17 protein-coding genes are annotated in these 12,867 nt (G+C 35.9%); 13 read left to right on the top strand and 4 right to left on the bottom strand.

Annotation, left to right across the window (positions count from 1 at the left end; all coding sequences use genetic code 11):
* Positions 1-209: 209 nt before the first annotated feature.
* The 6 genes from G530_RS0100085 (at position 210) to G530_RS0100060 (ending at position 4,415) form a co-directional block, all read left to right on the top strand.
* On the top strand, positions 210-500 hold the full coding sequence (locus G530_RS0100085) for a helix-turn-helix domain-containing protein (RefSeq protein ID WP_026932589.1): 291 nt from the start codon (positions 210-212) through the stop codon (positions 498-500).
* Between the two features lie 17 nt (positions 501-517).
* A complete protein-coding gene (locus G530_RS0100080; RefSeq protein ID WP_035715599.1) occupies positions 518-1,702 on the top strand; it encodes a VapE domain-containing protein in 1,185 nt (394 codons plus the stop codon).
* Between the two features lie 188 nt (positions 1,703-1,890).
* On the top strand, positions 1,891-2,757 hold the full coding sequence (locus tag G530_RS0100075) for a toprim domain-containing protein (RefSeq protein WP_026932587.1): 867 nt from the start codon (positions 1,891-1,893) through the stop codon (positions 2,755-2,757).
* Positions 2,741-3,232, top strand: coding sequence for a mobilization protein MbpA (gene mbpA, locus G530_RS17765; RefSeq protein ID WP_240472113.1), 492 nt, complete (start codon positions 2,741-2,743; stop codon positions 3,230-3,232). The genes G530_RS0100075 and mbpA overlap by 17 nt, the downstream gene beginning before the upstream one ends.
* A complete protein-coding gene (locus G530_RS0100065) occupies positions 3,229-4,098 on the top strand; it encodes a relaxase/mobilization nuclease domain-containing protein (protein WP_026932585.1) in 870 nt (289 codons plus the stop codon). The genes mbpA and G530_RS0100065 overlap by 4 nt, the downstream gene beginning before the upstream one ends.
* An 11-nt stretch (positions 4,099-4,109) precedes the next feature.
* A complete protein-coding gene (locus G530_RS0100060; protein ID WP_026932584.1) occupies positions 4,110-4,415 on the top strand; it encodes a DUF6730 family protein in 306 nt (101 codons plus the stop codon).
* Positions 4,416-4,484: 69 nt separating this feature from the next.
* Here the strand turns inward: G530_RS0100060 and G530_RS0100055 are convergent, their stop codons facing one another.
* Together G530_RS0100055 and G530_RS0100050 are read right to left on the bottom strand one after the other, a co-directional pair.
* Complete coding sequence (locus G530_RS0100055; RefSeq protein WP_026932583.1) at positions 4,485-5,138, bottom strand: nucleotidyl transferase AbiEii/AbiGii toxin family protein; 654 nt, start codon at positions 5,136-5,138, stop codon at positions 4,485-4,487.
* A 19-nt stretch (positions 5,139-5,157) separates the two neighbouring features.
* Entirely contained in the window at positions 5,158-5,637 is a 480-nt protein-coding gene (locus G530_RS0100050) for a HigA family addiction module antitoxin (protein WP_026932582.1), read from the bottom strand.
* Between the two features lie 464 nt (positions 5,638-6,101).
* Here G530_RS0100050 and G530_RS0100045 point away from each other — a divergent pair, with 464 nt between their 5' ends.
* The 7 genes from G530_RS0100045 to G530_RS0100015 all read left to right on the top strand — a co-directional run bounded on the left by G530_RS0100045 (position 6,102) and on the right by G530_RS0100015 (position 10,399).
* Complete coding sequence (locus tag G530_RS0100045) at positions 6,102-6,311, top strand: helix-turn-helix domain-containing protein (protein ID WP_026932581.1); 210 nt, start codon at positions 6,102-6,104, stop codon at positions 6,309-6,311.
* 5 nt (positions 6,312-6,316) lie between these two features.
* Positions 6,317-6,649 (top strand): HipA N-terminal domain-containing protein, encoded by a 333-nt coding sequence (locus tag G530_RS0100040; protein ID WP_026932580.1) that lies wholly within the window; start codon positions 6,317-6,319, stop codon positions 6,647-6,649.
* A complete protein-coding gene (locus G530_RS0100035; RefSeq protein WP_026932579.1) occupies positions 6,646-7,632 on the top strand; it encodes a type II toxin-antitoxin system HipA family toxin in 987 nt (328 codons plus the stop codon). The genes G530_RS0100040 and G530_RS0100035 overlap by 4 nt, the downstream gene beginning before the upstream one ends.
* A 290-nt stretch (positions 7,633-7,922) precedes the next feature.
* Entirely contained in the window at positions 7,923-8,624 is a 702-nt protein-coding gene (locus G530_RS0100030) for a hypothetical protein (protein WP_026932578.1), read from the top strand.
* On the top strand, positions 8,621-9,325 hold the full coding sequence (locus tag G530_RS0100025; RefSeq protein WP_026932577.1) for a hypothetical protein: 705 nt from the start codon (positions 8,621-8,623) through the stop codon (positions 9,323-9,325). Before G530_RS0100030 ends, G530_RS0100025 begins: the two co-directional genes overlap by 4 nt.
* Positions 9,325-9,897: a tetratricopeptide repeat protein gene (locus tag G530_RS0100020; protein ID WP_026932576.1), complete on the top strand. Its 573-nt coding sequence runs from the start codon at positions 9,325-9,327 to the stop codon at positions 9,895-9,897. Before G530_RS0100025 ends, G530_RS0100020 begins: the two co-directional genes overlap by 1 nt.
* A gap of 7 nt (positions 9,898-9,904) precedes the next feature.
* Positions 9,905-10,399, top strand: a complete 495-nt coding sequence (locus G530_RS0100015) for a hypothetical protein (RefSeq protein ID WP_026932575.1) — start codon at positions 9,905-9,907, stop codon at positions 10,397-10,399.
* 4 nt (positions 10,400-10,403) lie between these two features.
* On the opposite strand, the gene G530_RS0100010 is transcribed toward G530_RS0100015, so the two are convergent.
* Both G530_RS0100010 and G530_RS16330 read right to left on the bottom strand, forming a co-directional pair.
* Complete coding sequence (locus G530_RS0100010) at positions 10,404-10,754, bottom strand: hypothetical protein (protein WP_026932574.1); 351 nt, start codon at positions 10,752-10,754, stop codon at positions 10,404-10,406.
* Between the two features lie 38 nt (positions 10,755-10,792).
* The coding region (locus tag G530_RS16330) for a tetratricopeptide repeat protein (RefSeq protein ID WP_035715597.1) at positions 10,793-12,867 on the bottom strand (2,075 nt) is incomplete at its 5' end.

The following is a 12,867-nucleotide window of genomic DNA, read 5'->3' as shown; positions in this document are numbered from 1 at the left end:
TCTACATTTAATCCATAATTGTTTGGTATAATTAGAAGTTTTGAAAATAGGTTATTCTCTTACTTTCCAATTATTGTATACTAAATCTATCATTTTACATACCCCGTCCCCATAGCATACATTCTCCATTACTTCCCTTCCTAGTTTAGCTCCAGAATTCAACCAATAAAGGCGCAATTGTTCCTTTTTTAAACTTAAAAATTTCAATTATGGAAATACTAAAAATCCTTGAACAACTGGATCGTATTGAAAGACTGGTTCGTACCCACAAAAACGTCCTCAACTTTGAAGAAGCTTCAGAGTATACCGGAATCTCACAGAGCTATTTATATAAGCTAACCGCCAAAGGTGAGATTCCTTTTTCCAAGCCAAGGGGCAAAATGATCTTTTTCTCTAAAGAAAAAATTGATGAATGGCTTCTCTCAAATCAAAGAAAATCCAGAGATGAAGTAAAAACGGAGGCTCTGAATTATGCCTTTAGGAATAAGAAAAGATTCTAATAAAGTAGCTCACAATTATGGCCTCATCGACTAACAAAATATACGGAGTAAAGGAGCATAAGAAAAAAACTATCTACGATACTGTAAATGAATATATGGTTGACAAGTATGATATCCGATTTGATGAACTGGGACATGAATTTCAAATCTCATTAAGGAATCAAAACGAGTGGGAAGTCTTTGAGATAAATTCCTTTCTAATAGAGCTGGCACAGTCCAATATCGAAGTAAATCCTTCAAAGTTGGAAATTTTTCTAAAATCCCATTTTATAACCAAATTCAATCCTATTTCGGAGTACTTCAAATCTTTACCCAATTGGAATGGTGAGGATCATATTAAAGATTTGGCGTCATATCTACCTATAAAGGAACCGGTGCTTTTCCTATATCATTTCAGAAAATGGCTGGTACGTTGCGTAAAATGTGCCTTACAAAAGGAATATTTTAACAAGCAATGTCTGGTTCTGGTACATCCTCAACAGAATTCAGGAAAATCAACCTGGTGTAGATTTTTAAACCCTCCTGCCCTATCCAAATATTTTGCCGAGGATATGACCACTGATAAGGATGCCAGAATTCAGTTAACCAGAAACTTTTTAATCAACCTTGATGAATTATCAGTTCTGGCAAAAAAAGAAATAAATGCCTTAAAGGCTTACTTCTCGAAAACCATGATAAATGAGCGGCTTCCTTATGAGAAGCGGAATACTACCTTATATCGCACATGTAGTTTTATAGGTTCCACCAACCGGGCCACCTTCCTAAATGATGAAACCGGTTCCGTGCGCTGGTTGTGTTTTGAACTTGATGGTAAAATCGATTTTAATTACTCCTCGAAGATTGACATTAATAATGTCTGGGCTCAGGCATTTTATCTAGCCTACATAGATGAAGACTTTTATCCGGAGCTCACTATTAAGGATATTAAAGAGAATGAGGAAAGGAATAAAACCTACCGGGAAACCAGCATGGAAGAAGAACTACTCAGTAAATATTACATAAAAAGTAGCGATCCTGCCGATTTTAAAACAGCTTCTGACCTGGTGATCCAATTGACATGTATCAACCCACGGCTGAATATGTATAATATGGGAAGAGCTTTAAAAGCGCTAGACTATGAAAGATTTAAACCAGCTAAAGAACGAGTCTATGGTTATCTTATCAAACCACTGTTCAAGAACTCTCCTACTGAGTTATTATAAAATATTAATTACCCAATTACCCATATACGTCTGAAACCTCTATAAATGAGCTTTTACAGTGGGTAATTAGAAATAATTTTTAACTACCCAACTACCAGGGTAATTGGTAGATAGAAAAAATATATCCAATCACACCGAATCCCTTATTCTCACAGGTTTGGGTAGATGGGTAAATAAAAATATAAAAAATGGACTTGAAAAATTTATCATGGAGTAGCGCCCGTAATATTTGCATCGTAAAAACACTCGCAAAATTAGGTCACTACCCCACCAGAACAACGGAAAAAGAAGCTTGGTTTCTGAGTCCCCTTCGGTCAGAAACACAAGCCTCTTTCAACGTTTCTTTAGAGAAAAATCTTTGGTTCGATTACGGACGTGGAAAAGGTGGAAATACGATTGACCTGATAATGACAATTAGGAATTGTTCATTTAAAGAAGCAATTAATTTACTATCCAATGGCCAATTTGATTTTTCTTTTTGTCCGCTTCCTATTGTAGCATCAAATAATCAGGATAGCAGTATTTATATAGCTCGTTGTACTACACTAAATCATCCGGCATTAATTCAGTATATTATACAGAGGGGAATTTCATTACAAGTTGCACATACCTATTGTAAACAAGTATATTATAGAATTAATAGCCAGGAATATTTCGCCATTGGATTAGAAAACCATTTGGGCGGATGGGAACTTCGAAATAAGTATTGCAAGAATTCCTCCTCTCCAAAATCATATAGTTTTATTAATCATTCTTCAAATCGTTTACTGGTTACGGAAGGGATTTTTGATTTTTTATCCCTTGCCGTTCTGAATACTGAGCTGGTAGAATATTCCGATTGTATCGTTCTTAATTCACTGGCTTTTATTAAAGATATCAGAAACCTATTCTCTAAGTATTCGGAAGTATTGTTATTTCTGGACCATGATCCTGCAGGGGAAAAAGCTACCAGAGAGCTTTTGTTCTTTTATGATAACGTCACGGATTGTAGTGATTTTTATATCGGTTTTACAGATCTGAATGAAAAAATGAAAGCTCATGGTAGGAAAATATAATAATAACGATGGTGTAAAATCTGACTTAAAAAGGGAAAAGGATTTCTTAAAAAAAGAGCAGGATAAAAAGGAACTTATATTACCTGCGACAGCGTTAGAAGGGAATGCAAGATGTGTGCCTGTGGGCACAATCTTGATTACTCCCGATGGTCGCAATGAAAAAAAGGAGAGGTTTAAGGGGAAAAGTGAATTTATAAAATTCAGGTGTTCCATCTATGAAAAGAAGATGCTTTACATCAGAGCCAAACAAAGCGGACTTTCTATAAGCGAGTTCTGCAGAAGAGCAATCTATGAAAAAGAGATCAAGGAACGACTTTCTGATGAGCAGATTGATATTTATAAAACCCTGCTAAAGTTTCATAATAATTTTAAATCCATTGGGAATATGTTCCGAAAGAAAGATCCTAAACTTACTAATGCTATTTATAAACTGGCCGATGAAATAAAAATCCACCTTCAAAATTTAAACCGATGATTGGGAAAGGAAAAGCTATCGCTCACACCAAAGCTAGTATGGAATATGGATGGAATCAGGAAAAGAATGCACAGGTAGTTTATTCCCAAAATATCGCGGGAGAATCTCCCAATGAGATTTCCAGGGAATTTAAACTGACCCAGGACCTAAATGATAATTGTGAAAAGAATACACTTTCTTTTATTATTAGCCCCACTATTGAAGATGGAAAGAACCTGGAGAAAAAGGAACTCTCCAGAATATGTGAGAATTTCATGAATGAAATGAAATTAGGTGATCGCCAGGCGATTGCTTTTGTGCATCAAAATAAACCTCATAAACATATTCACCTCTATGTAAACCGAATCGATTTTAAAGGGAATGCTTACAATGATAGTTTCGTAGGTAAACGTAGTCAGCTGGCGGCGGAAAAAGTAGCTGAGCGAATGCAACTCACTACTGTAAAGCAGGTACAATGGGAAAAGGATCATAATCTTTCAGCCATTAGAACAGAGATCAAAAGGCGTCACGATCTAACCATGCGGCAGTTCAAACCAAGGACCTTCCAGGATTATATTAAAGGAATGGAAACAAATGGTGTTAAAGTAATTCCCTGTATTAATAAAGCTGATAAACTTCAGGGCTTTCGGTTTGAATTTGATAAATACAATCTAAAAGGTAGCGAAGTACATCGTTCCATGACCGGTGGCAACATAGGAAAAAAACTGGCTTCCGATAAAAGTGTGTCCAGCTTCTTAAAAGAAAATACACAATTAAAATTAGCAGGGAAAACAGTAGAACTCTCTACCGGAATGCTAAAGGCTATAGCTAAAGAGGTAATCAAAAAAACGATATCCAAAGGAATGGATATGGGAATGGGATTTTAAAATAAAATACTATGGCAAAATTAGAACAACTTAGTGAACTTCTGGTTTCAGAAATTGGACAATTTGAAAAGACAGTTGAAAAACTGCAGAGAATCCAGGAAGAAAAAATTGGCATCGACAGCAGAGCCTTCGAAAATTTATTCAAGGAGCATCAAATCAATATTAAAGAAGTACTGGAGGACCATTGCCGGGAAATGAAAAACCTTGGAGAAAACCTGGAGAAATCAAAAGCCTATCCCGTTTGGGCATTAACCCTGTTTACGGCATCAATAATGGTCAATGGAATTTTGATCTATATATTTATTTTTGACTTTTAATGGTTTTACTTGTGGTCTAAAAAATGGTTGCAATTTGTAGAAAAAATAGATGTTACAAAATAGTATCTTTTAAGATTCTAGGTACTCCGCCTTTCTATCTTCGAGATCCAATTTTATAAGTTCCCATGTTTTATCTTTCATACAAATTGGATCAAAATCATAATCAGCATGTTCAAAATCCGTGAATTTATTCAATAATTCTTCTCTAGAATAATTATAGGGGTATCGCTTCTCATAAAATTTAAGAATATCTTCAAATGAGAATTTTTCCAATAATTCATGAATATCCCAGAAATCTTTTTTTCGGCCAGCATGCCCAATAACTTCCATTTTCATCGCCGCAATCTCCTCTATAGACGAAAGCCTAATAGAATCATGCACGATAACGGGAAATACAAATGGATCCGTATAAAAAAGATCGATTTTTACAACGTCTTCTTCACTATTCCCAGCAAAAAAAGATTTGCCCACTACTGATAAGGAAGAACTATTATTTTGCACATAAGAAAAGTTCTCTTCAATTTTACTCTCTATAGCAGAGAAATCTAATGACTTGTAAGGAGCATCTGTAAAAAGATCAATGTCGACGGATTTCCGGTGTCCCATAAGTAAACTGAGCGAAGTACCACCGACCAATCGGAACGGTTCCAAATCCCGGAATTCCATTAAATCATTTAAAACTTTCCATAACGTATCTGTTACAGTATTGCGATATATTTTCATTTACCCCCCCCTCTCAAGCCTAAAAAATTGTATAATAGGAATTATCATTTTTATTCAAACTATCCTGAACTATTTTGGATCCATAAAAACGAATTATTTCCTTCTTTTCCTGCTCGTTGCCTCTTTGAAAAACACGCTGAATTACAGCATCCTTATACTTATTCCAGTCAATAGTTTCGATATCAGTGTCCCAAAACAAAATTTTTCTTAAAATTTTTAAATTAGGAGTTTTTTGGCTTTGCTTGGACTGAATTTTTTTTACATCGTAGCTAGCCTGTAGCTGCATAAAATAGTCTGGAGCAATATGAAAACTATCTCCTAATTTAATAGATAATTGCGGGTTGATTTTTCGCTTACCCTTAATAATAGCGCCTATGGTTTGCGCATGTTCGTTTAAAGATGAAGCTAACTCAACATTCTTCATATTTCGTTTCTCCATCTCTCTTTTAAGAATAAGACCTGGATGAATACCTGCAATTTTATGTGTTTCGGGAAACATGATTGTTTTTAATTATAATATTCAAAGATACAAAAACCCTTCCAAACTAAACAATTTTGTTTAGTTAACCCGAATTGTCTTTTTCACTGTACCTTATAAGAAAGAATATTTAACCATCAAGAATGTTCCAAAACATAAGAAAGCCCACGCTGTTGTATATGCTTTACGCATTTAGTGAGTGCAACTAATGCCTCACCTTACAGGTGTACAAGCACCCTCGTAACTAAAACTTTAATCTATAATAAGTTCAATCCCGGCCTTTTCAGCCTTGTAATTCCGCTACTACTTCCAAAAAATACCCTGTGAACCCTCATTAAAGTATGGGTTTCAATGTATTTTGAATGTAATTCAGCTAAAAAACATCAAAATACTTATTAAAGTATGGATTTTAGTGTATTTTTGAATCCAACAAGTAATTTTGACTCGTAAATCCTCACTATACTATGGATTTTAGCATATAAAAAATGGAAGCAATCGAACAAATTGGAAAGATCATTCAAAAGCGCCGGGACCATATGAGTATCACCCAGGAACAATTAGCTGAGATGGCCGATATTGGGATCATTACTTTGTATAAGATCGAAACCGGACAGGCCAATCCTACCTTACAATCCCTACAAAAGATTACCGATGTATTAGGCCTAGAGCTCACCCTTCAGGTTAAAAAGATATAGCTTAAATGAGACAAGCCACTATTTTATATAAAGGAACAGAGGCCGGGGTGCTCCAGCAGCATGATGACGGCAGTTTTACTTTCCGCTATCTGGACCGCTGGCTGGCCGATGTGGACAATCCCCCTATTAGTCTTACCCTACCCCGGTCCCAACAGGAATACCATTCCCAATATTTATTTCCGTTCTTTTATAATATGATTCCGGAAGGGACCAATCGACAAGCTGTTTGCAAGGCTGAGCGTCTGGATGCCGACGACTATTTTGGTATCCTGATGTCTACGGCCCGTTATGATACTGTTGGGGCCATCACAGTTAAAAAACTTAAAGCCTCCGTATGACACTAAAACTTACGCATTGTCCTGGGACCCTGGCCCCAGGTTTTGATACCTATAGCCGAACCAGTCTAAAACGGGTGTTCGATGGACGCAAGGTGTCCCATATCCTACCCTATGAGGCTCCAAATTCAGATGCACCAACGGATAAGTTATTCGAAGAGAATCAAAAGCGGATATCCATATCAGGGGTCCAGGAAAAGTTTTCAGTATTGCTGGAAAAGAACAAACTACGCCTGATTAAAAAAGGAGAGCGGGGTACCTATATTCTAAAACCCATTCCTAATTCCGGAAAAAAACGGGACCAGATGCCGGCCAATGAACATTTGACTATGCAGATCGCGCGACAGGTATTCGGGATCGAGACCGCAGAAAATGCGCTCATCTTTTTTAAAAACGGCGATCCGGCCTACATCACCAAACGATTTGATGTAAAAGCGGATGGCAGTAAAAAGGCCAAAGAGGATTTTGCTTCACTAGCCGGTAAAACCCCACAGACCCATGGGGACCATTATAAATATGAAGGGAATTACCTGGATTTATTTGAACTTATGAAGAAATACCTTCCCGCCTTCCGTGTGGAAACACCTAAATTGTTTAAACTTCTGTTGTTCAACTATTTGTTTTCCAATGGAGATGCCCACCTTAAGAATTTTGCGATTCTGCAAACACCTATGGGAGATCACCGCTTAAGTCCTGCTTATGACCTGCTGAATACTCGCATTCATATTGAGGATAGGGATTTTGCATTGGACGGTGGTCTACTACCGGCCCACCTGGCCCAAACCCATGTGGCTGGACAGTTTAAAGTCCTGGCCGAGCAGGTAGGCTTATCCTCTAAGCAGTTTAATACTATCATGGCTTCCATGCTCAATGGTTCCGATCAGATAGGTACCTTGACTATGGCTTCCTATTTAGATGAGAAAACAAAAAGGAACTATTTGCAGGCCTATCAGGCTCGATTAAAAAAACTAACCAAAGAGGAATAAAAACCTATAGTTTCAATTCTGGAAATAGTTGTATCCTTGGATTACACCTCGTTTTCAGCTAAGCCCAGTAAAAATAAGAATTGAAAACTTCTGTATTGCTTGATAAAAATAACTTCACCTTTAAAAAAGCCTGAAATCCTATTATTGCATAGAATAACAACATACAAGATGCAAAATGTCCTTGTGGAAATTCTTGAGTGAATTTCTGAAATAATCAAAAATTACTAAACTCTTGTTTAAGTGCGAAATACAAAGATTTTATATATTTATACAGACCTAAAAATCTAATCTTGAATAAAAAACAATTTTCTCTCTTACTGTTGCTCCTGTTTTTTCTGAATGTCAATGCTCAGGAAGTTCCTATCTGGAGAGAAATGAATAAAGAGTTTGAAGATTGTGGGAGCAGTTTAAAACTATATGAGGACGGCACATTCTTTTATGAGAAATTTTGCGAAGGCATGAGATTTAGTTTCTGTATGGGTAGTTGGGAAAAGCGAAATAGCCTTATTCATCTGAACCCTAGAATAAAAGAATCTTTTACCATGAATACTCTTAAAAAGGAAAAGGTGGACTCCGATGGAGAGATCCTATTACTGGATGTTAATAACAAACCTATATCCGGTTTTAATTTCATCCAATTTCCGGGAAACGTTACTGTTGAAGAAGCGGTGGCCGATATGGATGACTATGTAAATTTTACAGGCAAAGTTAGCCTCACGGAAATTTCTATGCCTATTGATACTTTTGAAGATGGATATCTCGAAATGTATTCAATGAATAAGGAGTACCAACTTATGGCGTATGACCTCTATCAAATATCTGGAGAAATTATTGTTTTCAATATTAAGGATATTTTAAATACAGCCTACACCGTTAGAGTAAATCTACCGGCAGAGATCTTCCAGTATTCAGATTTAAATTACATAGAATTACCATCTAAGTATATTCAATTGGAAGAAGACAACTATAAATTCGTAAGTAAACCTGAGTGATTCTGAAAACCAAAAAGCCTAAGCATATCATACAGATCTTTGATAATTCTTATGTATATACTAAAGATGCCAGGTCTTTTGAAGATCGTAAATTACAACAATCCTGGAAAAAAGAAATACCTTCTTATTCCGGAAAAGTAAATGGAGAAGAGCTATGGCTTAATAGATCTCAGTTCAAAAAATCACAGTTGGATAAATCTGATTTCATCTTTCTACTAGACCATAATTCCGATTCTATTCAAGAAACCTTAGTGAAGTTTGACTATTTAGAGCCTTACAAATTACAGAAGCTGAAGCAAGCTAACCAGTCAAAACAGCTACGGATAATTAATGAGGAAGCTCATAAGATAGAGGATGTTTTCTATACTAGTCTATTAAACTCTGCCTTTAAGTGGAAATGTTTCAGGTTTCATTATGATGGGATGCCCGTTATTGACCTGGACTATGATGCGTTTAAACTGGGTAAACCCAAGCGCGATAACTTTACGATCTATAGGCTTGAAAAGAATACTCCCATTGAAATAAAAATTAACGGAAAGAGGGACAGGAGTTTGTTTGGGAGAAGAGATAGAACCTATCATGAGATGAATATCATTATCAATTACCTTGGTACAGTAAACTCATTGAAAGAAACCGATGAATCATATATCAAACCAATCCCTTCACCTGAAAAGACCATTAATCTTTTAAAAACATTATAATGATGAAATCCTGTTTACATCCAACTATTCTTTATGTTTTGATATTGTCGTTATGCACCACAAGTTTAAGGGGACAGAAGAATGAACCTGGATTTGAGGCAATGAATGAAATTATTCAAAGAAAGTCTAAACCCTGTCCAGAAGTGGAAAATCCCGAAGCCTATAAACAAATAATTATTCCTCAATTCATGGGGACCAAAAAGCAAGTTGCCAACCTGGTTGATATAAACCAAAAGGCGCGGGAAGGAGATGCTGAAGCTCAGTACCAGATGGGAAGAATTTTTTTAAAAGGAAAATTCCTTAAACAATCTTATTATGATGCTGCTCAATGGTTTTCTAAAGCAGCAAGTCAGCATCATAGCAAAGCCGCTTACGAAATGGCCATGCTCGTTGAATCTGACTATCCTCATGACCAGATGCTTATGTCAAGGTATTTAATACTAGGTCTTGAGGATAAAAAAAATAAATTGGTGAATGATACTTTATGGGTAAAAGGAAATGAATATTTTGAAACCGAAAAATATGATCTTTCTTCTACCTATTTAAAAATACTTATAGAGAAATTTTTATAGTTCTAGTATGGTAAAACAATTTATTCTTATTGGTTTGTGCCTGGTTTTCTTTACAACGCAATCTCAAATCCAAAAACAACCGGAATGGGGTGAAAATATTAAAGTTTTAGAGGAAACCGTTGCAGTGTTTGATATCAAAATATACAACACCACGAATCCGGATGTCGCAGTGAAAATTAAAAATTATTCAATTGAAGATGATTTCTTAATTGTAAACGTGTGGGAACGAGCTACCAGAAAAAGTAAAATATCTAAATTTAATTTAAGGTGTCTTATAAATACAGTTTTAAACTGCGAAACTTCATGCACTCTTACTTTATTTTTTGATATTTCTGGAGAATCCAATATGAATAAAGCCAAGACTCGAATTGAACTTTCAAATTGTGAAGTTGTATCAGAAAAAAATTGCGAAAGAATAACCTGGAAACCGGAGGATGATTCTGCTTTAAAGGCCAAACGAGCATTTCAACAAATATCGTATTTTAATAAGGTTAATGAATAATATTTTAATTATCTGGTTTCGTTAGAAAACCAATATTTAAAAGCCTTATTCTTATTTCCATATTTTTAAAACTTGTACCAGCAAACATTGCTTTTGTACTACCAGCGGGAATTTTGAGGACCTTAATCTGCTTATTATTCTTTTTATCGCGGACTTCGAATTTTATTTTGAGATCTGAATTGGAGTCGTTTTTCCATTCTAACTGTACCGCATAGGTATCTCTGGTGGTATATTTCACCCTTTTCCTATAGATCAATTCTTCTCCCATAGCCTTCTCCCAGGATGACCAGGGAAGCCATTCCTGGGAATAGGCGCTAAAGCTTATAATAAAAATTAGAATTGAAATATGTTTCATGGTATTAAATTCCCTTATGATATTACTCTCTTACCTATTTAATAATATCTTTTAGGTTTCCAACACACCATCGCCGGAACCTTTACGATATAATAGCTCCCGTAGCTATCATTTTCATCAAAAAATTGACACTTATAATAAACATATCCTATTACTCTACGTCCGTTATAGTACCTATTATTAGTTGACCATATAGTAACTGACTGCTCGCCTCTCTGATGAGTACCTTTAGGTAAAGTATAATTAAGGTGGAAAAAAGAATCTTTTTTATCGTCTTCAGCGAAAATTTTTAAATATTTATAAGTTTCTCCCAAATCATATGAAATCTTCCACGTAAAACCACTTGTATATTTACTACTAACTATTGGATCAAAATTTGATGGCTTTAAAATATTTTCATTGATAAAAATTTTACTTCCCAAATCTGATTCCTTGGTTATATTTTTCACGCTAACCTTTTGATTATAAGCATCTTCAATAACCCTTAAATAAATTTTAGATTTTTCATCTCCGGCATCTGCCGCTATTTTAAATAATATTTTAGCTTTTGCTAAGCTTTTTTGAACACCACCAATCCCAAAAACATAAAATTCCCCTAAATTTCTTTGGGCTTCAATATGTCCTTTCTCACTTGCTTTTTCATACCAACTCCGGGCTTTTTCCCAATCATATTCCACGCCAGTTGTAAAAGCCATTCTATCATAAACTTCCCCCAAAGTAAACATTGCTGCTGCACTTCCCTTCTCAGCTGATTTATTAAAATATTTTAATGCATTTTCCTTATTTTCTTCGACTCCATAGCCATAAAAATAGGAATGTCCTAAATTAAATAGTCCATTTCTATTCCCAGCTAATGCAGATTTCTTAAACCATTCAAATCCTTTTTGTTTATTATATTCAAAAGCTCCCCCTTTAGTATAAAGTAAACCAATAGAATTCATTGATTCGGAATCATTTTGTCTAACTGCTTTTAAATACCATTTATAGGCCGTACGCAAATGTTTTTTGATTCCTTGTCCGTAGTGATATTGAAATCCAACATATCTTTGAGCCTCCATATACCCGGTTTCAGCAGCTGGCAAAAAGGAATTATATGCTTGTTGATATTTTTGTTGATCATACAAATCCTTACCTTTTGCAAACAATGATTTCTGCTCTGCCAGGCTTAGTTTTTTTACGATCTCTTCATTATTCTTTTCTTCGTTTTTATTTTCCTCTTTTTTATTGTTTTTATTATCGGCTATAGCCTCTTCTCTTTTATCATCAGAATAACTTGCTGCCCAATCACCTTTTGTATCTATAAAAAAAGTACTGTCTTTGGTACTTACTTTAGCTTTGCCTTCTATAAAACCATCGGCCATGATAAAGGAAGGATGGACAACTATTTTCCCCTTTGACTTATACCCAAAAAGACTGTCCTTCTTAAACACTACCGGCATCTCAGCTATTTCTGCTGAAGATCGATTTTCGCTATCAGAAGTATTCATATAAGTAAACCCATAAGCTACCGCCACAGCAGTGATAAGTCCTGCTGCTATTCCCATCCATACTTTCTTATTGGAGCTTTGCGGTTTAGGGAGCGTAGATTTTACATCCTGTTTCTTCGGTTTGTTTTCTTCAGGTGTTTTTTTTACCTGCGCTTTTTTAGTTCCTGATTCGGTTTTTATTTCCTCTCTCTTTTCTTCCGCAGGTTCTTTACTGAATATCTGCGTGGCATTATTATCGGCTTGGGGTAAGATCTGGGTTGCAGCAGAATCTTCAACTGAAGTTTCTCCTTTGAGTATCTTCAATAGTTCCTCAGCATCCTTTACCCGCTCGTTCATATCGCGTTCCAGACAGGCCGCTACGACCGCCGGCCAATTGCCGGGAAGCTGAACCAGCTTTGCTGAATAATCTTCATGCAGAATCTTCTTCGACACCTCGTTCTGCCACTCCGCACTGGCTGAAGTACTTCCTTCCACCTGAAACAAGGCTTTTCCAGTAAATATCTCGTAGGCGATTGCTCCAAAGCTCCATAAATCGGTATTCAGCTTTAAAGGCAATCCTTTGATCTGTTCGGGTGAACAATACTGTAATGTACCTCCGGCAAAGCTATTGGTAAACCTGGAGGCTT

The sequence above is a fragment of the Christiangramia echinicola DSM 19838 genome, assembly GCF_000423065.1.
Lineage (GTDB): Bacteria > Bacteroidota > Bacteroidia > Flavobacteriales > Flavobacteriaceae > Christiangramia > Christiangramia echinicola.
Note: the sequence above shows the minus strand (reverse complement) of the source record. Positions and strands in the feature narration are given on the sequence as shown.